Raw genomic sequence first — 25412 nt, forward strand, 5'->3', positions numbered from 1 at the left:
AACCAGGAGCCGCGCGATGTGTGACGAAGACCGATCACCCGATCCCTATCGCACGCTCGGCCTCGATCGTGCGGCGCCGGTCGACGCCTCGCGCCGCGCCTTCCTCCGCCGATCGGCCGCGCTGGGCATCGCCGGCGTCGCGACGCCGTTCGTCTCGTCGCTCGCCGCGATCGGCGAGGCGGCGGCGGCCACTGCGAGCGACTACAAGGCGCTGGTGTGCGTGTTCCTGTACGGCGGCAACGATCACGCCAACACGCTGACGCCCTATGACCAGGCGAGCTATTCGGCGTATCAGGCGGCGCGCGCCAACATCGCGCTGACCCGCGACCAGCTTGCGCCCGGGCTGCTCAATCCGGTGACGGCGCTAGCGGGCGCGCGGCAATATGCGCTGGCGCCGGCGATGCAGCCGCTGCTGCCGCTGTTCGCCCAGGGCAAGATGGCGGCGGTGATGAACCTGGGCACGCTCGTCCAGCCTACCACCAAGGCGCAATATACGGCGAACTCGGTCAAGCTGCCGCCCAAATTGTTCAGCCACAACGACCAGCAGAGCTATTTCCAGGCGAGCAACCCCGAGGGCGCGACGTCGGGCTGGGGTGGGCGGATCGGCGACCTGCTGGAGTCGGGCAACGGATCGTCGACGCTGACGTGCATCAACGCGAGCGGCAATGCGGTGTACCTGACCGGCAAGACGGCGGTGCAATATTCGATCGGCGCGGGCGGCCCGGTCCCGCTGCTCGGCAACGGCGGCAGCGTGTTCGGGTCGAGCGCCGCCGTCTCGACGCTGCGCAGCCTGATGACCAGCGGCAACGGCCACGTCATGGGCAACGAGCATGCCGTGGTCGCGAAGCGCGCGCTCGACACCTATGCGCAGGTGACGGCCGCGCTCGGCAATGCGCCGGCGGCGAACTTCAACCTGTTCCCGGCGAACAACAGCCTGGCGGACCAGTTGAAGATCGTCGCGCGGATGATCTCGGTCTCGGCCGATCTCGGCGCCAAGCGACAGGTGTTCTTCGTCAGCCTCGGCGGGTTCGACATGCACGAGAACCTGGCCGCCGCGCACCCGGTGCAGATCGGATTGGTCGCGACCGCGATGAAGGCGTTCTACGACACCACCGCCGCGCTGGGCGTCGCCGACAAGGTGACCGCCTTCACCGCCAGCGACTTCGGCCGCACGCTGACGAGCAACACCAGCGGCGCGGATCACGGCTGGGGATCGATGCACTTCGTGACGGGCGGCGCGGTGAAGGGCCAGCGCCTCTATGGCACCGCGCCCGCGATCGGCAACGGCACGGCGGACGACGTCGGCCAGGGCCGGCTGGTGCCGACGACGTCGGTGGACCAATATGCCTCGACGCTGGCGAGCTGGTTCGGCGTGGGGACGGGAGACATGACGACGGTGCTGCCCAACATGGGGAATTACACTCCGTCGACGTGGAACCTGGGGTTCGTGTGAGGGGCGGGTGCGTGGCTTGGTCGATCGGTTCGGTTAAATCTCCGTCACCCCGGACCTGATCCGCGGTCCCGCTTCTTCCCTCCATCGCAAGGCAGCGGGACCCCGGGTCGAGCCCGGGGTGACGGACGGTGAGAGGCCTTGTCCCGCGACCGTTGATCTCACGCTCGCAGCCGCTACGCTGGCCCTCGCACGATGCGGGGAACATGCGATGGCGGCACGGACATGGATGGCGGCGGCGTTGATGCTGGCGGGTACGGGCGCGGCGCGGGCGGAGGACCATGATCTGCCCGCCACGCCTGCCACCGTCGCCTGGGGGCATTACGACGCTGCGGCCAAGCCGGTTCTCACCGTGCGGTCGGGTGACACGGTGACGGTCCATACGCTGCTGACCAACAGCCCCATTGGTCTGGAGCATGCGGGGCTGCCGCCGGAACAGGTCGAGGCGAGCTTGCGCGCGGTGTTCGCGGGCGTGCCGGCAGATCAGCGCGGACCGGGCGGGCATATCCTGACCGGGCCGATCGCCGTCGAAGGCGCGGAGCCGGGCGACACGCTGGAGGTGCGGATCCTCCGCATCGATCTCGCCATCCCCTATGCGTACAACGCGTTCGGGCCGACGACCGGCTTCCTGCCCGACGACTTCCCGTACCGGCGGATCAAGATCGTGCCGCTCGACCGGCGCCGGATGGTCGGTCAGGTCGCGCCGGGCGTCGAGGTGGCGCTGCACCCGTTCTTCGGCAGCATGGGCGTCGCGCCGCCGCCTGCGTTCGGCCGGTACGACTCGACCCCGCCCAACGTCGGCGGCGGCAACATGGACGATCGCGCGCTCGTCGCGGGGACGACGATGTTCTTCCCCGTCCATGCGCCGGGCGCGCTGCTGGAGGTGGGCGACGGCCACGCCGCGCAGGGCAATGGCGAGGTCGACATCACCGCGCTGGAGACGTCGCTCGTCGGCAAGCTGCAGCTGATCCTCCACAAGAAGGGCAGCGGGGCGGGCGAGGCCGTGTACCCCCGCGCCGAGACGCCGACCGCCTACATCGCGATGGGCTTCGACGAGGACCTGTCCAACGCCGCGCGCAAGGCGGTGCGCGGGATGATCGACTTCCTGGTGGCGCAAAAAGGCATGACGCGGGACGATGCCTACATGCTGGTCAGCGTTGCCGGCGACGTCGAGGTGACCGAGCTGGTGGACCGCAACAAGGGGGTGCACGTGGTGCTGCCGAAGGCGGTGTTCGCGACGACGCCGTCAGCCCGGCGCTGACGCACCCTTCTTCCGTCCATGCTGAGCTTGTCGAAGCACTGTCCTTTCTTGCCACCAGCAGTCAGAAGTACAGCCCTTCGACAAGCTCAGGGTAAACGGAAGGATGGGTCCGGGGTGACGGATAGGATCGGATCGCTCTAAAAGCCGCCCATGCCCGCCCCCATCCGCATCCTCCACCTCCACTCCACCTTCGCCTTGGGCGGCAAGGAGGCGCGGGCGGTTCGGTTGATGAATGCGTGGGGCTCGGCGGCCACGCACAGGATCGTGTCCGGCATCCCCGACCAGCTCGGCGCGCGCGAGCGGATCGCGCAGGGGATCAAGTATGAGATAGCGCAGGACCCGCCGCCGCTGACCGGCAAGCCGTCGGTCGCGCGCTACGAGGCGATCGCGCGGTACATGCGCGGCTACGACTTAGTGCTGACGTACAATTGGGGCGCGATCGACGGCGTGATGGCGCGGCGCGTGTTCGGGAAGAACGCGCCGCCGCTCGTGCACCACGAAGACGGCTTCAACGAGGACGAGGCGGATGGTCTCAAGCGCGAGCGCAACCTCTACCGCCGGATCGCGCTGTCCGCCGCGGATGCGCTCGCGGTACCGTCGGAGACGCTGGAGACGATCGCGCTGAAGACGTGGCGCCAGCCGCGCGCGCGGGTCCACCGCATCGTCAACGGCATCGCCACCGCGCTTTACGCCGAGCCGCCGCGTGTCGGTGCGATCCCGGGGTTCGAGCGTCGCCCCAAGGAGATCGTGATCGGCGCGCTCGCGGGCTTGCGTGCAGTGAAGGACCTGCCCGCGCTGGTGCGCGCCGCCGGCGGCCTGTCGGGGCGGGTGCGGCTGGTGATCGTCGGCGAGGGGCCGGAGCGGGCGACGATCAAGCAGGCGGCGATGGCGATGGGGCTGGGCAATCAATTGGTCATGCCCGGCCATCTGGAGCGGCCCTATTGGTTCATTCGCCATTTCGACCTGCTGGCGGTCTCGTCGCGGTCGGAGCAGTTCCCGATCTCGGTGGTGGAGGCGATGGCGGCGGGCCTGCCGGTCGCGTCGTTGCCGGTGGGGGATGTGGCGAAGATGGTGGCGGCCGAGAACCTGCCGTTCGTCACCCAATATGCGAGCGAGGTGGAGCTGCGCGACGCGATGCAGGCGCTGGCGAACGATCCGGACCTGCGCGCGCGGGTAGGCGCGGCGAACCAGGCCAAGGCGCGGGCAGAGTATGACGAGGGGCTGATGATCGCGCGGTACAAGGCGCTGTACGAGGGGGCAATGCGGCGGCCGGGAGTGTTGGGGTAAGCCACGTCTTTTCGTCACCCCGGGCTTGACCCGGGGTCCCGCTACTTTTTGCGCAGTCCAAGAAGCGGGGCCCCGGCTCAAGGCCGGGGTGACGGGAGGCTAGGCGACCAGCAACGCCCACCCAATTTCCCTCGCAAGCCCGCGCCGATCCGCTATAGCGGCCGACAAACCGTGAAAAGGCAAAGCGTCCAGTGTTCAAGGGTATCAGGCCGATCAGTTACGCCGGGCGCGAGGTCTGGCCGCTGATCGAGGGCGGCAAGGGCGTGGCGGCGACCAACCATGCCTCCGCCGGCGCCTGGGCAGCGGCGGGCGGGATCGGCACCGTGTCGGCGGTCAACGCCGACAGCTATGATCCCGACGGCCGGATCATCCCCCAGATCTATCGCGCGCTTACCCGGCGCGAGCGGCACGACGAGCTGGTCCAGTACGCGATCGACGGCGCCGTCGAGCAGGTGCGCCGCGCATGGGACATCGCGGGCGGCGCCAGCGGTCTTCGGGGCGCGATCAACATCAACGTGCTGTGGGAGATGGGCGGCGCGCAGCGGGTGCTGGAAGGCGTGCTGGAGCGTACCCGCGGCCTGGTCGCCGGCGTCACCTGCGGCGCGGGGATGCCGTACAAGCTCTCCGAGATCGCGGCGTCGTACAACGTCAACTACCTGCCGATCGTGTCGTCCGCGCGCGCGTTCCGCGCGTTGTGGAAGCGCGCCTATTCCAAGGTGTCGGAGCTGCTGGGCGCGGTGGTGTACGAGGACCCGTGGCTGGCGGGCGGGCACAACGGCCTGTCCAACGCGGAGGACCCGCTCGTGCCGCAGGACCCGTATCCGCGCGTGAAGGCGCTGCGCGACACGATGCGCGAGGGTGGCCTGTCCGACGACGTGCCGATCGTGATGGCGGGCGGCGTCTGGTATCTGCGCGACTGGGAAAACTGGATCGATAATCCGGAGCTCGGTCAGATCGCGTTCCAGTTCGGCACCCGCCCGCTGCTGACGCGCGAGAGCCCGATCCCCGACGCCTGGAAGCAGCGGCTGACCACGGTCGAGGAGGGCGAGGTGCTGCTGCACCGGTTCTCGCCGACCGGCTTCTATTCATCGGCGGTGCGCAACCCGTTCCTGCGCGCGCTCGAGGCGCGGTCGGAGCGGCAGATCGCCTTCTCGACGCAAGAAGCGGGCGACCACACCTATCAGCTCGACGTGGGCGTGAAGGGCAAGAACTTCTGGGTTACGCTAGGCGACCTGCAGCGGGCCCGTAGCTGGTTCGGGGCCGGCTATACCGACGCGCTGAAGACGCCGGACAACACGCTGGTGTTCGTGACGCCGGCCGAGAAGGGCGAGATCAGGAAGGACCAGGCCGACTGCATGGGCTGCCTGTCGCAGTGCCTGTTCTCGAGCTGGGCGGACACGGAGACCAACTCGACCGGGCGGCTCGCCGACCCGCGCTCGTTCTGCATCCAGAAGACGCTGCAGGACATCGCGCACGGCGGCGACGTGGAGCAGAACCTGATGTTCGCGGGCCATTCGGCTTATGAGTTCAAGCGCGATCCCTTCTACTCCAACGGCTTCGTGCCGACGGTCGGTCAGTTGGTGGAGCGTATCCGGACGGGGGATTGACGACGCGCGGTTACAGGTTGCGACAGACATTTCGGGATGTTCAGTAACCCGACACGGCGGCGACATGGCGCGCCGGCGATAAGGGCGCGCACCAGTGGAGACGCCGCATGAGCCACGAGCCGGACTATCGCTACCATTTCGACCGCGCCGAGCGTGAGGCGGTCCGCGCGATCCAGTCGCCGCCGGGCACGGTCGCGGCGATCCACGAGGAACTGTCGCTACGCCACGCGGGCCGCGCGCTGGCGGCGTTCTTCGACGCGGGCGCGGATCGGGTGCGCGCGAGGCGGGAGGAATAGCCGCTACCCCGGCCACTGGGGTTTCGCTTTAACTTGTTCTATGGATCCGGGATAAGGAACGTAGACAAGAAGCGGGACCCCGGGTCGAGCCCGGGGTGACGAAGAGCTACTGTCCGCCCATCAGCCCCATCAGCGTCATCGCCACTTGCCGCTCCTGCACCGAGACGACGCCATCCTTGTTGACGTCCGCCAGGTCGAACAGGTGCAGCGGGCGGGCGAGCGCCTCGTCCAGCGTCACGCGGCCGTCACCCTTGGTATCGGCGCGGTCGTACCAATTGGCGCCGATATGCGACAGCGCATCGACACCGCTCGCCGGCGCCGGCTTCTGATGCGCGCGGAACGCGTCGAACTCGGGCCGGGTGACGACGCCGTCACGGTTGGCGTCCATCTGCGCGAACTGGCGCTTGACGACCGCGATCACCTCTGCGCGTGCGATCGGGCGATCGGGGAATTGCGACTCGCTCTGGGCGGAGGCGGTGCTTGCGAACAGGAATGGGGCGGACAGCGCCACGAGCGCGGCGAGGAGGGGGCGGTTCATGGCGCCCGTTCTACGGGCAGACGCTGTCTGCGGACTGAACGGCCGGTTCTATGCCGCCTTGGGTAGCGTCCGCACGATCGTCGCCGCGCCCGCGATCACGGCGGCGTCCTCGACGAAGCCGGTCGACGTTTGGCCAAATCGCGCCAGCGCCGCCATCCGCGCGCGCCAGCCGGGATAGGAGGCGAGCACCGCCGTCGCGCCGCCCACCGCCGCGCCCAGCCACCGCTGTCGCTTGGGCGCCAGCGCCATGCCGGCGATCGCGCTGGTGGTGAAGCGGGCGAGGAGGCCTACGGCCACGATCCGGTCGGGCGCGGTCTTCTGCTTGTCGCCCGCGAGCTCGGCGACGGCGAGCAGGGTGGCGCCCGCGGCGGCCCACTTCGTGCCGAGAAACGGCGTCCTGGCGTTATGGTCAGGCAACTCGCCCCGGGCTGCGGCGATGTACACCGTGGCCAGCGGCGTCATCGCGCGCTGGCCGCCGACGAGGCCCATGAGGAACGAGGCGAGCATGGCGGGTCCTTTCCAGGGAGGATGCGCGACAAGCGCTCTTGGGCAGAGCGTGGTTCCTTTCTTCCGTCTACCCTGAGCTTGTCGAAGCCTGTCCTGAGGGACTGCCGCAGGCAGGCAGTCGAAGGGGGCTGCACTTCTACCTGTCCGAGAAGAAGGACAGTGCTTCGACAGGCTCAGCATGAACGGAAAAGAAGGGCGAACCACCTGGGTGAAAGGCCCGGTCATGGGCAAAGCCCATGACGTCAGTCGGCGCTGTAGCGCCGCTGGCCGGGAGGGATGGGCTTAGGCCGGCAAAGCCGTGCCTAAGCCCATCCCTCCAGCACCTGATCCGGCGGCCGCAGCCCGTCGGCCCAAGCGCGGATGTTGGCGATCACGCGCTCGCCGCTCGCGATCCGGCCCTCCATCGTCGCCGAGCCCATGTGCGGCGTCATCATCACATTGGGCAGCGCGAGGAGGCGCGGATCGATCGCTGGCTCGTGCCGCCATACGTCCAGCCCCGCGCCCGCCAGCCGGCCCGCCTCCAGCGCCGCCGTCAGCGCGTCCTCGTCGACGATCCCGCCGCGGCTGGCGTTGATGAGGTACACGTGCGGGCGCAGCAGCGCGATCCGGCGGGCGTCGATCATCCCCTCGCTGTCCGCGTTGCGCGGCGTGTGCAGCGTCAGGATGTCGATCACGCCCAGCATCGCGTCGAGGTCGGGGTGCCACCGCGCGCCGAGCTCCGCCTCCAGCGGCGCGGGCAGCCGGTGGCGGTTGTGATAGTGGATCGCAAGGCCGAACGCCGCCGCCCGCCGCGCGACCGCCTGGCCGATCCGGCCCATGCCGACGATGCCCAGCGCCTTGCCGCCGATCCGATGCCCCAGCATCCCGCCCGGGCTCCACCCCGTCCAGCCGCCCGACCGGACCAGCTTCTCGCCCTCCGCCAGCCGCCGCGGCACGGCCAGGATCAGCGCGAGCGTCAGGTCCGCCGTGTCCTCCGTCAGCACGCCCGGCGTGTTGGTGACGACGATCCGCCGCGCGCGCGCCGCCGCAAGATCGATATGGTTCACGCCCGCGCCGAAATTGGCGATCAGCTTCAACCGATCGCCCGCGCCCGCGATCAGCGCGCCGTCGATGTCGTCGGTGACGGCGGGCACCAGCACGTCCGCCTCGGCCATCGCTGCGGCGAGCGCCGCGCGGTCCATCGGCGCGTCGTCGCGGTTGAGCTTCGTGTCGAACAGCGCCTCCATCCGGTCCATCACCGGATCGGGCAGCTCGCGGGTGACGATCACCCTCGGGCGGGTCATGCGTCTCGTTTCGGGCATGATCGCGGGTTGGCGGAGGGGCGCGCGCCCGTCAACGGGCATTGATGCGCATGGCACGCGAAGGCAAGGTGAGCCACGCCAAGGGAACGGCAGGGAGAAGCAGGATGCGTGGTTCGATGCTCGTGATGACGGCGGCAGCGGCGGGGGCGGCCGGGCTGCTGGCGAGCGCCGTCGACGCCGCGCCAGCGCGCAAGATGCCTTATTATGCGTCGATCGCGGCAGCAAAGGCGCGGATGCGGACGGGGCCGGGGCGCAACTATCCCGCGAGCTGGCTGTACGTCCGGCCCGACCTGCCGGTGCGGGTGCTCGCGACGTTCAAGGAATGGCGCAAGGTGGAGGATCCCGGCGGGACGCAGGGGTGGATCCTGGCGAACCTGCTGTCGGACAAGCGCACCGGCTTCGTGCCCGTCAGCGCGACGGCCGCGCCCGTCGAACTGCGCGACCGGCCGGCGGGCGACGGCCGCATCGCCTGGCGCGCGGCGCCCGGCGTCGTCGGCCGGCTGAGCCAGTGCGCCAACGGCTGGTGCCGGATCGACGTGCACGGCCAGGCGGGGTTCGTGGAGGAGGGGCGGTTGTGGGGCGTCGATCAAGGCGAGGTGGTGCCGTGAACACTTCTCCGTCACCCCGGACTTGATCCGGGGTCCCGCTCCTCCCCGACGTCGAAGGTAGCGGGACCTCGGCTCAAGGTCGGGGTGACGCTGATTGAGTCGCACCGCACCGATCAGGCCGCGCTCCTTGTGGAGAGGAGGGCAGGCGATCCTCGACGGCCACACGACCAAAGTGTCGTTCAATCACATGATCGTGATGCCCAAAGGCGCGCAGCACAACATCGTCAACAAGGGCGCGGGCGCCCTCAAGCTGTTCTCCGTCTACGCGCCACCAGCGGAGGAGCCGGGCGTCGCGCACCGCACCAAGGCGGATGCCGAGGCGGCGGGGGAAGACTTCCTGTCGCGGGCCGCGAAGAAGGTGAAGGAAGCGTTGGCGAAGCAACCGAGCGCACCCGGCTCCGCGCCTGTCGCGCGGTTGCCGACCAACTCGTGCGATCCGTTAAGCGCCGATGCCGCCCGCCCGCTGCGCCTGGTACTCGATAAGCTCCTGCACGGCCCTTACGTTCGGGACACCGAGGAATTGAGGTGTGGGGTTGAGCGCGGGTACAACTCGGTCACGTTCGACCAACTGTCTGGTCTTGCTGGTGCGCCGGTACCGCTTAAGCCCGAAGCGAATGTCGCCCGACCCGTCCGAACGCTCCGTCACCGTCACAATGGGCAGGAAATCCAATCCTGTTGCGATCACACGGCCGCGCCAACCGTACCGGACGACGAGCACCCGCCGTTCCGTGACATAGTAGCGCTGGCGTCGACGCACGGCGGCATCAAGGAAGAAGCGACCGACAAGCTGGAACGCGCCCAGTAGCAGGAACGGCAGACCCCAGAGCCGCATAAACCATGCACCCGGGCCTTGGCCGGTCGTCCAAGCGTCGATATTCCAGAAAACAACTGCGCTTACCCACAAGATTGAGAAGGGGACTAGCTCCTTGTCATGCGCGTAGAACCGCAGGCCGGTTGGTGGCGCACCTTCCCACAGCACGCGCTCGTCGTCGATGAGGGGTGGCTTGGGCAGAACCATGGACTCCGCATAATTGAGTGTCAGCGGGGTACAAGCTCTTCGTCACCTTGGGTTTGACCCGGGCCCCGCTTCTCACTTTTACAAGTATGGATGATGAGGCTGAGCGTCTGCGCGATGTCAGCTGCACCGTGCCCAACGCTCGTTGATTGCGCATGAAAAGCGGGACCCCGGATCAAGTCCGGGGTGACGGGGGGAATCTGCAGGATCAGCCTTCAAACGAAAACCGCCGCCCAGGATCGCTCCGGGGCGGCGGCTTCGTCACTCGACTGATCGCGTCGATCAGTCGTTCAGATACTCGCCGGCATCCGCGTCCGTCCCCGTTCCAGAGACGATCACCTCCGCCAACTCGTCCCGCGTGCCCGCGCTCTCGCGGGGATTGCGGGCGAGTTCGGCGGCGTGCTCCTCCGCCGCGCTGACGGGGGCGACGATCGCCGCCGCCAGGCTGCGCTGCGAGGCGCGGAGCGCCACGTCGCGGCTGGTCGCCGCCACGCGCAGGCGGTTCATGCCTGCGCCGGTGCCCGCCGGGATCAGCCGGCCGACGATCACATTCTCCTTCAGGCCCATCAACTGGTCCTGCTTGCCCTGGACCGCCGCCTCGGTGAGGACGCGGGTGGTCTCCTGGAACGACGCCGCCGAGATGAAGCTGCGGGTCTGCAGCGACGCCTTGGTGATGCCGAGCAGGATCGGCTTGCCGTGCGCGACGGCCTGGCCCTTCTCCAGCTTGGCGTTGGTCGCGTCCATCTCGTCGCGATCGACCTGCTCGCCCTTCAGCAGCGTGGTGTCGCCGCCGTCGGTGATCTCGACCTTCTGCAGCATCTGACGGACGATCGTCTCGATGTGCTTGTCGTTGATCTTCACGCCCTGAAGTCGGTAGACCTCCTGGATTTCCGCGACCAGATATTCGGCCAGCGGCTCGATCCCCATCGTTTCCAGAATGTCGTGCGGGTTGGGCGATCCGCCGATCAGATTATCGCCGCGCTTGACGTAGTCGCCCTCCTGGACGTCGATCACCTTCGACTTGGGGATCAGATACTCGACGACCTCGCCGCCATCCTCGGGCTGGATGCCGATCTTGCGCTTCGCCTTGTAATCCTTGCCGAACACGACCCGGCCGGAAACCTTGGCGATGATCGCCGCCTCCTTGGGGATGCGCGCCTCGAACAGCTCGGCCACCCGCGGCAGACCGCCGGTGATGTCGCGCGTCTTGGCGCTCTCGCGCGACACGCGGGCGAGCACGTCGCCGCCCTGGACCACCGCGCCGTCCTCGACCGACAGCGTCGCGCCCGATGCCAGCATGTAGCGCGCCGCCTCGCCCGATCCCTCATCGAGGAGCGTGATGCGCGGGCGCAAATCCTCCTTCGACTTGGTGGGGGCGCGGAACTCGGTCACGACGCGCTGGGCGATGCCCGTCGCCTCGTCGGTCTGCTCGGTGAGCGTCTTGCCCTCGATCAGGTCCTGGTAGCGCACGGTGCCGCCGCTCTCGGTGATGACCGGCATGGTGAACGGATCCCACTCCGCCATCCGGTCGCCCTTCGACAGGATGTGGCCGTCGTCGAACATGACGTACGCGCCGTAGGGAATGCGGTGCACCGCACGCTCGCGGCCGTCCATGTCGACGATCGCGATCTCACCCGAGCGGCTGAGCACCACGCGGCGCCCGCGCTGATCCTCGATCAGGCGCAGGTCGCGGAACTGGGCGGTGCCGTCAACCGGCGCCTCCAGGTTCGACTGCTCGTTCAACTGCGCCGCGCCCCCGATGTGGAACGTCCGCATCGTCAGCTGCGTGCCCGGCTCGCCGATCGACTGGGCGGCGATGACGCCGACCGCCTCGCCGATGTTGACCGGCGTGCCGCGGGCGAGATCGCGCCCGTAGCATTTGCCGCACACGCCGATCTTGGCTTCGCACACCAGCGGCGAGCGGATCTTCATCCCCTGGACGCCCAGCGCCTCGATCCGCGCGACCATAGGCTCGTCGAGCAACGTGCCCGTCGGAATGACGACCTTGCCGGTCTTGCCGTCGACCACGTCCTCGGCCGTCGTGCGGCCCAGGATGCGCTCGCCCAAGGACGCGATGGTCGATCCGCCCTGCACGATCGCCTTCATCTCCAGCGCGCGCTCGGTCCCGCAATCCTCCATGATGATGACGCAGTCCTGCGACACGTCGACGAGGCGGCGGGTGAGGTAGCCCGAGTTGGCGGTCTTCAACGCCGTGTCCGCAAGACCTTTACGAGCACCGTGGGTGGAGTTGAAATATTCAAGGACGGTCAGGCCCTCCTTGAAGTTTGAGATGATCGGCGTCTCGATGATCTCGCCCGACGGCTTGGCCATGAGGCCACGCATGCCGGCGAGCTGCTTGATCTGCGCCTGTGAGCCACGAGCACCCGAGTGGGCCATCATGTAGATCGAGTTGATGTCCATCTCGCGCCCGTTGGGCAGCTTCCGGACCATCCTGATCTCGTTCATCATCGAGTTCGCGACCTGGTCGCCGCAACGGCTCCAGGCGTCGATCACCTTGTTGTATTTCTCCTGCTGGGTGATGAGCCCGTCCTGATACTGCTGCTCGTAATCCTTCACCTGGTCGCGAGTCTCGTCGACCAGCTTGTCCTTGTCGGGCGCGACCAGCATGTCGTCCTTGCCGAACGAGATGCCCGCCTTGAACGCGTGGCGGAAGCCCAGCGCCATGATCGCGTCGGCGAACAGCACCGTCTCCTTCTGGCCGGTGTGACGATAGACCTCGTCGATCACGTCGCCCACGTCCTTCTTGGTGAGGAGGCGGTTGACGGTCTCGAACGGCACCTTGTGGCTGTGCGGCAGCGTCTCGCCGAGCAGCATGCGGCCCGGCGTCGTCTCATAGCGCTTGAGGTACGACTTGCCCTTCTCGTCGGTCTGCGGAACGCGGCTGGTGATCTTGGTGTGCAGCGTGACGGCGCCGGCGTGGAGCGCCTGGTGCACCTCCGCCATGTCGCCCAGCAGCATGCCCTCGCCCGGCTCGTTCTCCTTCATCATGGAGAGGTAATAGAGCCCCAGCACCATGTCCTGCGACGGCACGATGATCGGTTTGCCGTTGGCGGGCGAGAGGATGTTGTTGGTCGACATCATCAGCACGCGCGCTTCGAGTTGCGCTTCCAGCGAGAGCGGGACGTGGACGGCCATCTGGTCGCCGTCAAAGTCCGCGTTGAACGCCGAGCAGACGAGCGGATGGAGCTGGATCGCCTTGCCCTCGATCAGCACCGGCTCGAACGCCTGGATGCCGAGCCGGTGGAGCGTCGGCGCGCGGTTGAGCATCACCGGATGCTCGCGGATCACCTCGTCGAGGATGTCCCAGACTTCCTTGCGCTCCTTCTCCACCCACTTCTTCGCCTGCTTGAGCGTCATGCTCAGGCCCTTGGCGTCGAGGCGCGCGTAGATGAACGGCTTGAACAGCTCCAATGCCATCTTCTTGGGCAGCCCGCACTGGTGCAGCTTGAGCTCGGGACCCGTGACGATCACCGAGCGGCCCGAATAGTCGACGCGCTTGCCGAGCAGGTTCTGGCGGAAGCGGCCCTGCTTGCCCTTCAGCATGTCGGACAGCGATTTGAGCGGCCGCTTGTTGGCGCCCGTGATCGTGCGGCCGCGGCGGCCGTTGTCGAACAGCGCGTCGACCGCCTCCTGCAGCATGCGCTTCTCGTTGCGGACGATGATGTCCGGCGCGCGCAGCTCCATCAGCCGCTTGAGGCGGTTGTTGCGGTTGATGACGCGGCGGTACAGGTCGTTGAGGTCCGACGTCGCGAAGCGGCCGCCATCGAGCGGCACCAGCGGGCGCAGCTCGGGCGGGATGACCGGCACGACCTCAAGGATCATCCACTCCGGGCGGTTGCCGGATTCGAGGAAGCTCTCGACGACCTTCAGCCGCTTGATGATCTTCTTGGGCTTGAGCTCGGACTTGGTGGTGGCGAGCTCCTCCAGCAGGTCACGCTTCTCGCCCTCCAAGTCGAGCGACTCCAGCATGATGCGGACCGCCTCGGCACCGATGCCGGCGCTGAACGCGTCCTCGCCATATTGGTCCTGCGCCTCGAGGAGCTCGTCCTCGGTCATCAGCGAGTATTTCTCGAGCGGGGTCAGGCCCGGCTCGATGACGATATACGCCTCGAAATACAGCACGCGCTCGAGCTGCTTCAACTGCATGTCGAGCAGCAGGCCGATGCGCGAGGGCAGGGACTTCAGGAACCAGATGTGCGCGACGGGCGCGGCGAGCTCGATATGGCCCATCCGCTCGCGGCGGACCTTCGAGACGGTGACCTCGACGCCGCACTTCTCGCAGACGATGCCCTTGTATTTCATCCGCTTGTACTTGCCGCACAGGCACTCGTAATCCTTGATCGGACCGAAGATGCGCGCGCAGAACAGACCGTCACGCTCAGGCTTGAACGTGCGATAGTTGATGGTCTCGGGCTTCTTGATCTCGCCGAACGACCACGACCGGATCTTGTCCGGAGACGCGATGCTGATCTGGATCTGGTCGAACGTCTCCGGCTTGGCGACCGGATTGGCGAAGGGGGTCATCTCGTTCATGGGTCAGTACCCTTTCAGTAATCTTGCTGGTGATCAGCTGGCTCAACCAGAGCCTCGATCACCCAAACACCGCTATGTCGTTCAGCAGCGTAGCCGGGAGCCACGGTCGGAAGCTCGGCAGCGAACGGAAGCCAGTTCAACGCCTCGTTCAACGCAACCACCTTACCTCTTGACCAGTCGTGACCGGCCGCGCCGCAGGTTACTTGGAGATCGCCGTCGCTGTCATGCCCGAAGAGCTTGCCTACGCCGCCTCCGAACACGTGCTCGCATACGATTGTCGCCTTGTTAGGCGCAAACCTATAGCCGGCGACGACGACTTCCTCCCTCACCTTTACTCCGCCGCCAGCCGCACGCCGTCCTCGTCGACTTCCTGCGTCTGCAGGTCGACGTTGAGGCCGAGGCTGCGCATCTCCTTGACGAGCACGTTGAAGCTCTCGGGGATGCCGGCCTCGAACGTGTCGTCACCCTTGACGATCGCCTCATAGACCTTGGTGCGGCCGACCACATCGTCGGACTTCACCGTCAGCATCTCCTGCAGCGTGTAGGCGGCGCCATACGCCTGGAGCGCCCACACTTCCATCTCGCCGAACCGCTGGCCGCCGAACTGCGCCTTGCCGCCCAGCGGCTGCTGGGTGACGAGGCTGTAAGGCCCGATCGACCGCGCGTGGATCTTGTCGTCCACCAGATGGTGCAGCTTGAGCATGTAGATGATGCCCACCGTCACCTTGCGGTCGAACATGTCGCCGGTGCGCCCGTCGAACAGGTCGGACTGACCCGACGGGTCGAGACCCGCCAGTTCGAGCATGTCGAACACGTCCTTCTCGACCGCGCCGTCGAACACGGGCGTGCCCATCGGGACGCCGGGGCGAAGGTTCTCGGCCAGCTCGACGATCTCGTCGCCGTCGCGCGCCTCGATCTCGGCTAAATAATGGTCGCCGTAGATGACCTTGAGGCGCTCCTTCACCGCGTCGGGCATCGCGCCCGCCTTGGCGTCGGGGTTCGCTTCCCGCCAATCGTCGAGCTGACCCGCGATCTGCTGACCCAGGCCGCGCGCGGCCCAGCCCAGATGCGTCTCGAAGATCTGCCCGACGTTCATGCGGCTCGGCACACCCAGCGGGTTTAGCACGAGGTCGACCGGCGTCCCGTCGGCGAGGAACGGCATGTCCTCCGCCGGCAGGATGCGGCTAATGACGCCCTTGTTGCCGTGGCGTCCGGCCATCTTGTCGCCCGGCTGCAGCTTGCGCTTCACCGCGACGAACACCTTGACCATCTTGAGCACGCCCGGCGGCAGCTCGTCGCCACGCTCCAGCTTCTCGCGCCGATCGTGGAACTTGTCCGTGATCAGCTTGGCCGCACCGTCGTACTGCGTCTTCACCGCCTCCAGGTTCGCCTGCACCGCATCGTCGGCGACGGCGAACTTCCACCAGTCGGTGCGGTCCACCGCGTCGAGCGCGGCCGCATCGATGACCTGGCCCTTCTTCAGGCCCTTGGGCACCGCCGTCGCCGTCTGGTCGAGCAGCATCTCGCGCAACCGGCTCCACGTCGCGCGGTTGAGGATCGAGCGCTCGTCGTCCGAATCCTTCTTCAGTCGCTCGATCTCCTCGCGCTCGATCGCCATCGCGCGCTCGTCCTTGTCGATGCCGTGGCGGTTGAACACCCGCACGTCGACGATCGTCCCCGCGACGCCCGGCGGCAGCTTGAGCGACGTGTCGCGCACGTCCGACGCCTTCTCGCCGAAGATGGCGCGGAGCAGCTTCTCCTCCGGCGTCATCGGGCTTTCGCCCTTGGGCGTGATCTTGCCGACCAGGATATCGCCCGGCTCCACCTCGGCGCCGACGTACACGATGCCTGCCTCGTCGAGGTTGCGCAGCGCCTCCTCGCCGACGTTGGGGATATCGCGCGTGATGTCCTCCGGCCCGAGCTTGGTGTCGCGGGCCATCACCTCGAACTCCTCGATGTGGATCGAGGTAAACACATCGTCCTTCACGATGCGCTCGGAGATGAGGATCGAATCCTCGTAATTATACCCGTTCCACGGCATGAACGCGACGAGCGCGTTGCGGCCGAGCGCGAGCTCGCCGAACTCGGTCGACGGGCCGTCGGCGATCACGTCACCCACGCTGACCACGTCGCCCACCTTCACCAGCGGACGCTGGTTGATGCAGGTCGACTGGTTGGACCGCTGGAACTTCATCAGCGTGTAGATGTCGACGCCCGAGCTACCGGCATCCACGTCGCCGGTCGCACGCACCACGATGCGGCTCGCGTCGACCTGGTCGACCACGCCGGCGCGTTTGGCGGAGATCGCGGCGCCCGAGTCGCGCGCCACCGTCTCCTCCATGCCGGTGCCGACGAACGGCGCCTCGGCGCGGACTAGCGGCACCGCCTGGCGCTGCATGTTCGATCCCATCAGCGCGCGGTTGGCGTCGTCATTCTCCAGGAACGGGATGAGCGACGCCGCGACCGACACGAGCTGCTTGGGGCTGACGTCCATCAGCGTCACCGTGTCGGGCAACGCGTTCAGGAACTCGCCCGCCTGACGCGACGACACCAGCTCCTCGGTGAAATGCCCTTCGCCGTCGAGCTCGGCGGAGGCCTGCGCGATCGTGTGCTTGGCCTCCTCCATCGCCGACAGATACACGACGTCGTTGGTCACCTTGTGCTCGACCACGCGGCGATACGGCGTCTCGATGAAGCCGTATTTGTTGACGCGGCTGAACGACGCCAGCGAGTTGATGAGGCCGATGTTCGGGCCTTCCGGCGTCTCGATCGGGCAGATGCGGCCATAGTGCGTCGGATGGACGTCACGGACCTCGAAGCCCGCGCGCTCGCGGGTGAGCCCGCCCGGTCCGAGCGCCGACACGCGACGCTTGTGCGTCACTTCGGAGAGCGGGTTGGTCTGGTCCATGAACTGGCTGAGCTGCGACGAGCCGAAGAACTCGCGCACCGCCGCCACCGCGGGCTTCGCGTTGATGAGATCGTTGGGCATGACCGTCGACACGTCGACCGACGACATGCGCTCCTTTACCGCGCGCTCCATGCGCAGCAGCCCGACGCGATACTGGTTCTCCAGCAGCTCGCCGACCGAGCGCACGCGCCGGTTGCCGAGATTGTCGATGTCGTCGATCTCGCCCTTGCCGTCCTTGAGGCCGACGAGCGTCTTCACGACCGCCAGGATATCCTCGGTGCGCAGCGTCGTCACCGTGTCCTCGGCGTCGAGGTCGAGGCGCATGTTGAGCTTGACGCGGCCGACCGCCGACAGGTCGTAGCGGTCGGGATCGAAGAACAGGCCACTGAACAGCGACTCCGCCGTTTCCAGCGTCGGCGGCTCGCCGGGGCGCATGACGCGATAGATGTCGCTCAACGCCTGCTCGCGCTCCTCGGCCTTATCGACCTTCAGCGTGTTGCGGATCCACGGACCCGTCGAGACATGGTCGATATCGAGCAGTTCGACGGTGGTGATCCCAGCCTGGTCGAGCTTCTCGAGATTGTCGGCGCCGATCTCGTCGCCAGCCTCGACATAGATTTCGCCCGTCGCCTCGTTGACGAGGTCCCACGCCGAGTAACGGCCGTAGATCTCCTCGGTCGGGATCAACAGCTCGGTCAGCCCGTCCTTGGCAGCCTTGTTGGCGGCGCGGGGGCTGATCTTCTGGCCGGCGGCGAACACCACCTCGCCCGAATTGCCATCGACGATGTCGTACGTCGGCTTCACGCCGCGCCAGTTCTCGGACGCGAACGGGATCTTCCAACCGCCGTCGCCGCGCACATAGGTGATGTGGTTGTAGAACTGGCTGAGGATTTCCTCGCCCGTCATCCCGAGCGCATAGAACAGCGCGGTCACCGGCAGCTTGCGCTTGCGGTCGATGCGGACGTTGACGATGTCCTTGGCGTCGAACTCGAAATCGAGCCACGATCCCCGATACGGGATCACGCGCGCCGCGAACAGGAACTTGCCCGACGCGTGCGTCTTGCCGCGATCATGGTCGAAGAGGACGCCCGGCGAGCGGTGCATCTGGCTGACGATCACGCGCTCGGTGCCGTTGATGAAGAACGTGCCGTTCTCCGTCATCAGCGGCATGTCGCCCATGTAGACGTCCTGCTCCTTGATATCGAGCACCGAGCGGGTCTCCGTCTCCGGATCCACCTCGAACACGATCAGGCGCAGCGTGACGCGCATCGGCGCCGCATAGGTGATGCCGCGCTGGCGGCATTCCTCGACGTCGAACTTGGGGTGCTCGAGCTCGTAGTTGACGAAGTCGAGCTCGGCGGTGCCGGCGAAATCGCGGATCGGGAACACCGACCGCAGCGTCTTCTCGAGTCCCGAGACATAGCCGATCGACGCGTCGGAGCGCAGGAACTGCTCGTAGCTCTCGCGCTGCACCTCGATCAGGTTCGGCATCTGCACGACTTCGTGGATGTTGCCGAACACCTTGCGGATGCGCCGCTTCGCCGTGCTCTGCCGATCACCGAGTTGCTCGGGCCGGGCTGTTCCGCCGTCGATCGCCTTGGTCGCCATGGGGTATGTGCCTCGTCAGCTAAAATCTAGTACCGGTAACCACCGGGCAGGCACGCGAACAGACGCCGAAAGCTGCCAGGTCCCTCAAAGGGAACGACAGTCTCAAGCGTCCGGAACCCTCATCACCCATTCGATCGGCACAGTGCGCGACGCCATGCCATTTCCCGATGCTGCGGTATAGAAGCGATATAAGGCACTTGTTGGAAACGTCAAACCCGGCGTTGAAAAAGGTTCCCGGGTGCGCGAAGGTCATGGTTCATGCCCTGGAAGGTGCCCGACCGAATGACCGCCAAGCTCGCTCTGCTGCTCGCCTCCGTCTCCTTGGCCGTCCCGGCCGCCGCGCAGGTCGCGCCCAAGGACACTGGCGCGACCACGCCGCCGGCCGCGCCGCCGAGCTCGGTGACGGGCGTCCAGCCGGATACGGCAGGCACCACGCCCGCCGGAGTTCCGCCCAAGGATGCGGGCACCGTGGCTCAGGCTGCTGGCGGGGACATCCCCGCCAAGTTCACGCCGCCCAACGCCGACCAGGATTTCGTGAAGCGCGAGGTGATGATCCCGATGCGCGACGGGGTGAAGCTGTACACGGTCATCGTCTACGCCAAGAACCTGACGAACGCGCCGATCGTCCTCACCCGCACGCCCTACAACGCCAAGGGCCGCGCCGCCCGCGCCGACAGCGCGCTGGAGATTTCCACACTGCCGCTGGCGGACGAGCAGTTCGTCAAGCAGGGCTATATCCGCGTGTACCAGGACATCCGCGGCAAATACGGCTCGGAGGGCGACTATGTCGTCACGCGCCCCGTCATCGGCCCGCTGAACCACACGACCGTCGACCACACGACGGACGCCTATGACACGATCGACTGGCTGGTGAACAAGGCGAACCTGCCGCAGTCCAACGGCCGCGTCGGGATGATCGGATCGTCGTACGAGGGGTTCACCGTCGTCATGGCGCTGCTCCACCCGCACCCCGCGCTCAAGGTCGCGGCGCCGCAGTCGCCGATGGTCGACGGCTGGATGGGCGACGACTGGTTCCACTACGGCGCGTTCCGGCTGACCAACATCGGCTGGCTCGGCTCGCAGACCGGCTACAAGGGCGCCGGCAAGGCGCCGCCGTCGGGCGGCTGGGACGATTACGACAATTTCCGCACCATCTCGGCGGGCGATTGGGCGAAGAAGTCGGGGTACGACCAGCTGCCCTACTGGCAGCGGATGGTGCAGCACCCGGCCTATGACGGCTTCTGGCAGGGCCAGGCGCTCGACACGCTGCTGGCGCAGAACCCGTCGAACGTCCCCACGCTCTGGGAACAGGGATTGTGGGACCAGGAGGACATGTGGGGCGCGATCCACAGCTATCAGGCGCTGGTGAAGGCGGGCCATGCGTCCAACAACTACATCGTCATGGGCCCGTGGCGGCATAGCCAGATCAACCGGACGGGCACCGAGCTCGGCCCGTTCCAGTGGAACGGCGACACCGCGCAGCAATATCGCGACGACATGGTGATGCCGCTGTTCAACCAGTATCTGAAGGACGGACCGCCCGCCAACCTGCCCGCCGCCGCGATCTACAACACCGGCGAGAACCATTGGGACCGGATGAGCGCCTGGCCGATCGCCTGCGACAAGGATTGCGCCGCGCCGCTGACGCCGATGTACCTCCAGTCCGGCCACGGCCTCGCCGCCGCTCGTCCGGCCGGAGGCGGCGCAGGCGCGGAGGACAGCTACGTCTCCGATCCCGCCAACCCCGTGCCGCACCTGCCGCGGCCGGTGAACTTCGGCGACGGGCGCTGGGGCGACTGGCTGGTGCAGGACCAGCGCTCGGTCGACGGGCGCACCGACGTGGTGAGTTACTCGACGCCGGTGCTGACGCAGCCGGTGCGCGTGTCCGGCATCCCCTGGGCGGACATCTTCGCCAAGACGACGGGCACGGACGGCGACTTCGTGGTGAAGATCATCGACGTCTACCCGGACGAGGTGGCGTCGAACCCCAAGATGGGCGGATACCAGCTCGCGATCAGCCTCGACATCTTCCGCGGCCGCTATCGCGCCAGCTTCGCGAAGCCCACGGCGATCCCGGCGGGCAAGACGCAGGAATACAAGTTCCGGCTGCCCGCGGTGAACCATGTGTTCGAGCCGGGGCACAAGATCATGGTGCAGGTGCAGTCGTCGCTGTTCCCGCTCTACGACCGCAACCCGCAGACGTTCGTGCCCAACATCTTCCTGGCGCAGCCGGGCGACTACCGGAAGGCGACCGTGTCGATCGAGCACGGCACGGCTGGCGCGAGCGCGGTGCTGCTGCCGATCGTCCCGCTTGCCCCGACGCAAGTAATAGCCGCGCGGTAAGCCACCCCCAGCCGTCATCCCAGCGAAAGCTGGGATCGCTTGGAGACGGCGTACCCGCTTGCAACCAAGAGACCCCAGCGTACGCTGGGGTGACGGGAAGGGCGTGAGATCGGGCTTGGCGTAGATCGTCTCGGCTCGTCCCGGGGGCTGGGCGATCCGGCCAGGCCGCGCTAAGCGCCCGCCATGGGACGATTGACGAGGCGCGCGGTCGGCGCGGCGTGGGCGGCGGTGCTGGTGGGGACGGCGGCTGGGGCAGGGGCGCAGACGACCCCGACGCCGCTGCCGACCGCCGTACCGAGCGCGGCCCCGAGTACCGGCCCGACCGCGACGCCGGCGCCGCTCCGCATCCCGGGGCTGGACGGGTTCAACCTGCCGTCCGATCGCGCGACCCCCGCACCGACGCCGAGCCTGACGCCGGTTCCCGCCACCACGCCGCGTCCGGTCCCCACCGCGCCGCCGCATCCGGTCCCCAGAGCCACGGCAAGCCCGGCGCCCAAGCCTCGCCCGACGCCCGCCGCGACGCCCGGCGTGACCCCGAGCCCGCGCGCGGAGCCCCAGCCCGCTCCACAACCGACGGCTTCGCCGTCAACGGCGCCCCTCGCAGCGCCAAGCACGGCCGCCACGCCGATCGCGCGGCCGACCCCATCGGCCGCGCCCGTGCCCGCCCCGACCGCGTCCGCGACGCCGGTCCTTCAGCCCGCGGCCACCGCCGCCGAACCCGACACCGGCGTTTCACCCTGGTGGTACGTGCTGGGCGGCCTCGTCGTGCTAGCCGCCGCCGGCTACGCCTGGTCGCGCCGGCGGCGGCCGCCTGCCCCGCCGACGCCCCGCGAGCGCGCTGTCCCGCCCGTCGCACCGCCGCCCGCGGGGCCAATTGCCGCGCGCGCGCGACTGGAGATCGAGCTGCTGCCCCGGCGCGGCGGCCTGACGCTCATCAGCCTGGTGTTCGAGGGCGAGCTGCTCGTGCGCAACACCGGTGACGCGACCGCCGCGCGGGTGACGGTGGAGGCCACGCTGATCCCCGCGCGGTCGGACCAGGACGCGGAACTGGGCGCGCTCTTCGCCCGGCCGATCGCGCGACCGGCGGCGGCGCCCTTCGCGCTGGCACCGGGCGACGAGCGGCGCGTCCGGCTGGTCGCGGCGATGCCGCTCGCAGGCACCGAACCGCTCATGGCCGGCGGCCGGCAGATGATCGTTCCCGTGCTGGCCGCCAATGTGGTGTACGCGCCGGCAGAAGGGGCCGGCGGCGGCGCGGGGGAGGGGCAGACCGCCGCCTCCTGGATCGTCGGCGTCGCCCGGCCGGGCAGCGACAAGCTCGTGCCCTTCTGGCTCGACGCGGGCGGGCTCAGCGACACACTGGCCATCCGCCCGCACGCGCTGGCGGTGACGCGGTAGGGGTAGGCGGAGGAGTCGCGCCGTTGCGCCGCGGTGAAGTGTCGCCCTATACCTTCGGGCTGCAGCGGGAGAGGCAATCATGGTGGCTTTAAACTGGATCAAAGGCCGCAAGGCGAGGGCCGCCCTGATCGTGATCGCCGTTGCCGACTTGTCCTATTTTCTGTGGTGTGTCGCCGCGAACAGCCCAAGCGCGCCGGTTTCCAAATTGCTTCTACCGTTCATCATGCTGGGCGCCGTGGTGCTCAACAGGACCGGACGTCAGGCCAGTCGTTGATAGCCCGATGCTGGCCATTCTCCCTTCGTTACCCCGGACTTGATCCGGTGTCCCGCTTCTTCGTGCGGTCGGAGGATCGGGTAGGTAGTTGCGGCCCGTGACCCGGCATCGCGCAGCCGGACTTCGTCCTTGAGCGTGATGCTTGGTGAGCGATCAGCGGGACCCCGGATCAAGTCCGGGGTGACGGGAAGAGAGTAGTGTTGAGCCACGCGGATGGGCGGACAGCGTCACGGGACCTCGTATGATCCGGTGACGTAGCAATCGGCCAGGTCGCCGCCAGGATACTGGTTGTCGTAGGTGAAAATCGTCAGAGTCGTGCCGCTCAGCGTGGCTTGTAGCATCTTCCCGGTATTGTGATTCTCGCGTCCAGCAAGAACGTAGACGTAAGGCAACGATGCGGCAGCCGCAGGCAAGGTGACGACGATGGCCCCTGTGGCTGAGCCGTTCGTCTGGATGTGAACCTGCACGTTCAATGTCGCGGTTTTGCCTACGACGCCAAACCGGCCATAAGCGGACGCATCGGTGAGCACCCCGGCGGTGCTCGCCACGCTCATGTGCGCGCCGGTCCACGCGGGCCCGTTGATCTGGCCGCCCGCTGTAATCGGGCCCGCAACGTAGAGCGACGCATCGGTTGTGCTCTGAAGAAGCTGAAGCGCCCCGTTATTGTAGATTTCAAGCCCATATTGCCAGGTGGCCCCATTTACGGCGTTGACGTCTAGTGCCGCGCCTCCGGCGCCGGCCAGCTTGGCCGAATGCACCCCGTACATGGTTGGCGCGCCACCCGTGCGGGTCACGGTGTTGATCGCGGCGAGCTGGGTGTCGATGTTCTGCGCGATCGTGGCGCTGCCCGGCGCCACGGTGGACGTCACTCCCTCGAAGCTCGACGCGAAGCCGTCAGTGGTGCCGCCGTGCAAGTTGCGGTCGACAAGCTGAACGTTCGCGCCGAAGGCATTGGCATCGCCGGTATCCTGACGAATAATTCCTTCGATGGCGTCGATCTCGCCCCGCGTTACGGCGCCGCTGCCGCTTGTCGCCGTCGACCCATAATTCTGCTTCAGTACGGAAACCGACGTGCCCCAGTCGGAAGAGCTTGGCGTATTCCGCGGCGTATCTGAGCCCTGTGCCACCACCTCGGCGTGTTTGGCGGTTCTAATCATGCGACTGGACGGCTCACCCTCGAGCGGCGCAGTCTGAGAATAATAACGGTCAAAGGTTGAGCTGCGGGCACCAGATTCGGGTGCGTCTTGGTATATATACGGCGTGTTGGGGTAAGTCGCCACCGGCGTCGGAGCCGATTGACCCATCGCCGTGGTCGCTACCACGAGCGACAGAGCGGGCGTCCACGAAAACAGCTTTCTCAACATACTTCTCTCCATTCCTGCTTAAGAAGTATCATCCACACTGAGTACCGGCTGCATCCTGACCTCAAGCTGGGAATGGTGAGCCTGCCCGACCATTCGAATTGCGGACGAAACTGTTCGATCCCCCAAGCGGCCGGGATTGGTGGCTAGGCGACTGTCCGCTTAGTACAAAGATACAATATAGCTACCATCCCGCGATACTTGAATCGATGCGCCATTAACGCTTGACCCGCATTGACGAAGCGGGCGACGACTTTTACCGCGCGGCCCTCGACGCTCAAATGAAAGTATTGGTATGGCGAGCCTTGAAGAGCAAATTGCTCACCTGAGAGCATACTCAAACCCTTTTGCCGCGTCAGAGCCAATCGTTCCTTCCAACTCAAAACCCGCTGATTTCGACGCCGCCGACGCGGACGAGATGCTATTCATGTTTCAAGCGAGGAACTTGACGCTTTCTAAATCGGATATTGCGCGCGCGATCGAGCGCGATCGAGCGCGATACTGCACCGATCCCTGCTCTGCAGAACCGCGAAGGATACGGCGCCCACGATTTCCACTACTGGCTCTCCGGGTATGTGGAGTATCTGAAGCTTACGGAAATCGCCACTAGACATGGGATCACTCACGGCTCCATGTTCGATTTCGGAGGCTCCACTGGCCGCGTGTTTCGGCACTTTCATTATCAAGGCGAATGGGACATTTGGTCAAGCGACTTCAAGAGGAGCTCAGTGGAGTGGAACTTTGAGAACTATCCCGCTAAGATCAAGGTCTTTCAAGGTCTCTATCAGCCCATTTTACCCATTGAGAGCCGGACGTTTGACCTAGTGATAGCAATGTCAGTGTTTACACATATCGACGAGACTGAAACTAGCTGGCTCCTGGAATTACGCAGAATTATGAAGCCAGGCGGAATCGCTCTTCTAACTATACATAATGAGGCGACGTGGAAGGTCTTGGACCCAGGGCTGCGTGATACCATAGAAAAGTATAGCCCAGACTTAGCCGCTTTGTCGGAATTACCGCCTGGACGCCACGTATCGAACTTTCGTAATTACTCACCCCCCCCGGTTGTGGGCGGGACGTCAGACGGCGAGGGTAG

Annotated in this window: 18 protein-coding genes; 11 read left to right on the forward strand and 7 right to left on the reverse strand. The window is 66.8% G+C overall.

The features are described from left to right. The first annotated feature begins 16 nt into the window (after positions 1–16). From ACFE65_RS13230 to ACFE65_RS13250, 5 genes are all read left to right on the forward strand, one after another. Positions 17–1453 (forward strand): DUF1501 domain-containing protein, encoded by a 1437-nt coding sequence (locus tag ACFE65_RS13230; protein ID WP_375382835.1) that lies wholly within the window; start codon positions 17–19, stop codon positions 1451–1453. 208 nt (positions 1454–1661) lie between these two features. Further along, complete coding sequence (locus ACFE65_RS13235; RefSeq protein ID WP_375382836.1) at positions 1662–2711, forward strand: acetamidase/formamidase family protein; 1050 nt, start codon at positions 1662–1664, stop codon at positions 2709–2711. Between the two features lie 150 nt (positions 2712–2861). Next, positions 2862–3998 (forward strand): glycosyltransferase family 4 protein, encoded by a 1137-nt coding sequence (locus tag ACFE65_RS13240; RefSeq protein WP_375382837.1) that lies wholly within the window; start codon positions 2862–2864, stop codon positions 3996–3998. A gap of 191 nt (positions 3999–4189) precedes the next feature. Beyond that, entirely contained in the window at positions 4190–5605 is a 1416-nt protein-coding gene (locus tag ACFE65_RS13245) for an NAD(P)H-dependent flavin oxidoreductase (protein WP_375382838.1), read from the forward strand. Between the two features lie 107 nt (positions 5606–5712). After that, positions 5713–5901 carry a hypothetical protein gene (locus ACFE65_RS13250; RefSeq protein ID WP_375382839.1) on the forward strand — a complete coding sequence of 63 codons (189 nt, stop codon included), beginning with the start codon at positions 5713–5715 and terminating at the stop codon, positions 5899–5901. A gap of 106 nt (positions 5902–6007) precedes the next feature. Here ACFE65_RS13250 and ACFE65_RS13255 read toward each other — a convergent pair whose 3' ends face one another. From ACFE65_RS13255 to ACFE65_RS13265, 3 genes are all read right to left on the reverse strand, one after another. Continuing rightward, positions 6008–6439, reverse strand: a complete 432-nt coding sequence (locus ACFE65_RS13255; protein WP_375382840.1) for a hypothetical protein — start codon at positions 6437–6439, stop codon at positions 6008–6010. A gap of 48 nt (positions 6440–6487) precedes the next feature. Then, positions 6488–6946: a DUF4126 family protein gene (locus ACFE65_RS13260; RefSeq protein WP_375382841.1), complete on the reverse strand. Its 459-nt coding sequence runs from the start codon at positions 6944–6946 to the stop codon at positions 6488–6490. A 302-nt stretch (positions 6947–7248) separates the two neighbouring features. Next, entirely contained in the window at positions 7249–8229 is a 981-nt protein-coding gene (locus ACFE65_RS13265) for a 2-hydroxyacid dehydrogenase (protein ID WP_375382842.1), read from the reverse strand. Positions 8230–8351: 122 nt separating this feature from the next. Between ACFE65_RS13265 and ACFE65_RS13270 the strand changes: the two genes are divergently transcribed. Both ACFE65_RS13270 and ACFE65_RS13275 read left to right on the forward strand, forming a co-directional pair. After that, positions 8352–8855, forward strand: a complete 504-nt coding sequence (locus ACFE65_RS13270; RefSeq protein WP_375382843.1) for an SH3 domain-containing protein — start codon at positions 8352–8354, stop codon at positions 8853–8855. 187 nt (positions 8856–9042) lie between these two features. Next, positions 9043–9660 carry a hypothetical protein gene (locus tag ACFE65_RS13275; protein ID WP_375382844.1) on the forward strand — a complete coding sequence of 206 codons (618 nt, stop codon included), beginning with the start codon at positions 9043–9045 and terminating at the stop codon, positions 9658–9660. Positions 9661–10152: 492 nt separating this feature from the next. Here ACFE65_RS13275 and rpoC read toward each other — a convergent pair whose 3' ends face one another. Genes rpoC through rpoB form a run of 3 tightly spaced genes read right to left on the reverse strand, consistent with a single transcriptional unit; the run spans position 10153 to position 18940 of the window. Beyond that, positions 10153–14424, reverse strand: coding sequence for a DNA-directed RNA polymerase subunit beta' (rpoC, locus tag ACFE65_RS13280; RefSeq protein WP_375382845.1), 4272 nt, complete (start codon positions 14422–14424; stop codon positions 10153–10155). Positions 14425–14438: 14 nt separating this feature from the next. Continuing rightward, a complete protein-coding gene (locus tag ACFE65_RS13285) occupies positions 14439–14753 on the reverse strand; it encodes a hypothetical protein (protein ID WP_375382846.1) in 315 nt (104 codons plus the stop codon). 2 nt (positions 14754–14755) lie between these two features. Continuing rightward, on the reverse strand, positions 14756–18940 hold the full coding sequence (rpoB, locus tag ACFE65_RS13290) for a DNA-directed RNA polymerase subunit beta (protein WP_375382847.1): 4185 nt from the start codon (positions 18938–18940) through the stop codon (positions 14756–14758). Positions 18941–19198: 258 nt separating this feature from the next. Here rpoB and ACFE65_RS13295 point away from each other — a divergent pair, with 258 nt between their 5' ends. From ACFE65_RS13295 to ACFE65_RS13305, 3 genes are all read left to right on the forward strand, one after another. After that, positions 19199–21283: a CocE/NonD family hydrolase gene (locus ACFE65_RS13295; protein ID WP_375382848.1), complete on the forward strand. Its 2085-nt coding sequence runs from the start codon at positions 19199–19201 to the stop codon at positions 21281–21283. A gap of 183 nt (positions 21284–21466) precedes the next feature. After that, positions 21467–22678 (forward strand): LPXTG cell wall anchor domain-containing protein, encoded by a 1212-nt coding sequence (locus tag ACFE65_RS13300; RefSeq protein WP_375382849.1) that lies wholly within the window; start codon positions 21467–21469, stop codon positions 22676–22678. 79 nt (positions 22679–22757) lie between these two features. Continuing rightward, the gene (locus tag ACFE65_RS13305; RefSeq protein WP_375382850.1) at positions 22758–22952 is read left to right on the forward strand and encodes a hypothetical protein; all 195 of its coding nucleotides are present in this window, start codon (positions 22758–22760) and stop codon (positions 22950–22952) included. Positions 22953–23179: 227 nt separating this feature from the next. Here ACFE65_RS13305 and ACFE65_RS13310 read toward each other — a convergent pair whose 3' ends face one another. Next, the gene (locus tag ACFE65_RS13310; RefSeq protein WP_375382851.1) at positions 23180–24316 is read right to left on the reverse strand and encodes a hypothetical protein; all 1137 of its coding nucleotides are present in this window, start codon (positions 24314–24316) and stop codon (positions 23180–23182) included. 572 nt (positions 24317–24888) lie between these two features. On the opposite strand from ACFE65_RS13310, the gene ACFE65_RS13315 reads away from it, so the two are divergent. Continuing rightward, positions 24889–25412 (forward strand): class I SAM-dependent methyltransferase (locus ACFE65_RS13315; protein WP_375382854.1); only part of this gene is annotated, 524 nt, incomplete at its 3' end.

The sequence above is a fragment of the uncultured Sphingomonas sp. genome (genome assembly GCF_964237335.1).
In the GTDB taxonomy this organism is placed as follows: domain Bacteria; phylum Pseudomonadota; class Alphaproteobacteria; order Sphingomonadales; family Sphingomonadaceae; genus Sphingomonas.

Excerpts from the sequence above, each read along its gene's own strand:
- ACFE65_RS13230 (WP_375382835.1), top strand. The coding sequence starts at position 17 with ATGTGTGACGAAGACCGATCACCCGATCCCTATCGCACGCTCGGCCTC.
- ACFE65_RS13235 (WP_375382836.1), top strand. The coding sequence starts at position 1,662 with ATGGCGGCACGGACATGGATGGCGGCGGCGTTGATGCTGGCGGGTACG.
- ACFE65_RS13240 (WP_375382837.1), top strand. The coding sequence starts at position 2,862 with ATGCCCGCCCCCATCCGCATCCTCCACCTCCACTCCACCTTCGCCTTG.
- ACFE65_RS13250 (WP_375382839.1), top strand. The coding sequence starts at position 5,713 with ATGAGCCACGAGCCGGACTATCGCTACCATTTCGACCGCGCCGAGCGT.
- ACFE65_RS13255 (WP_375382840.1), bottom strand. The coding sequence starts at position 6,439 with ATGAACCGCCCCCTCCTCGCCGCGCTCGTGGCGCTGTCCGCCCCATTC.
- ACFE65_RS13260 (WP_375382841.1), bottom strand. The coding sequence starts at position 6,946 with ATGCTCGCCTCGTTCCTCATGGGCCTCGTCGGCGGCCAGCGCGCGATG.
- ACFE65_RS13265 (WP_375382842.1), bottom strand. The coding sequence starts at position 8,229 with ATGACCCGCCCGAGGGTGATCGTCACCCGCGAGCTGCCCGATCCGGTG.
- ACFE65_RS13270 (WP_375382843.1), top strand. The coding sequence starts at position 8,352 with ATGCGTGGTTCGATGCTCGTGATGACGGCGGCAGCGGCGGGGGCGGCC.
- ACFE65_RS13275 (WP_375382844.1), top strand. The coding sequence starts at position 9,043 with ATGATCGTGATGCCCAAAGGCGCGCAGCACAACATCGTCAACAAGGGC.
- rpoC (WP_375382845.1), bottom strand. The coding sequence starts at position 14,424 with ATGAACGAGATGACCCCCTTCGCCAATCCGGTCGCCAAGCCGGAGACG.
- rpoB (WP_375382847.1), bottom strand. The coding sequence starts at position 18,940 with ATGGCGACCAAGGCGATCGACGGCGGAACAGCCCGGCCCGAGCAACTC.
- ACFE65_RS13295 (WP_375382848.1), top strand. The coding sequence starts at position 19,199 with ATGCCCTGGAAGGTGCCCGACCGAATGACCGCCAAGCTCGCTCTGCTG.
- ACFE65_RS13300 (WP_375382849.1), top strand. The coding sequence starts at position 21,467 with ATGGGACGATTGACGAGGCGCGCGGTCGGCGCGGCGTGGGCGGCGGTG.
- ACFE65_RS13305 (WP_375382850.1), top strand. The coding sequence starts at position 22,758 with ATGGTGGCTTTAAACTGGATCAAAGGCCGCAAGGCGAGGGCCGCCCTG.
- ACFE65_RS13310 (WP_375382851.1), bottom strand. The coding sequence starts at position 24,316 with ATGTTGAGAAAGCTGTTTTCGTGGACGCCCGCTCTGTCGCTCGTGGTA.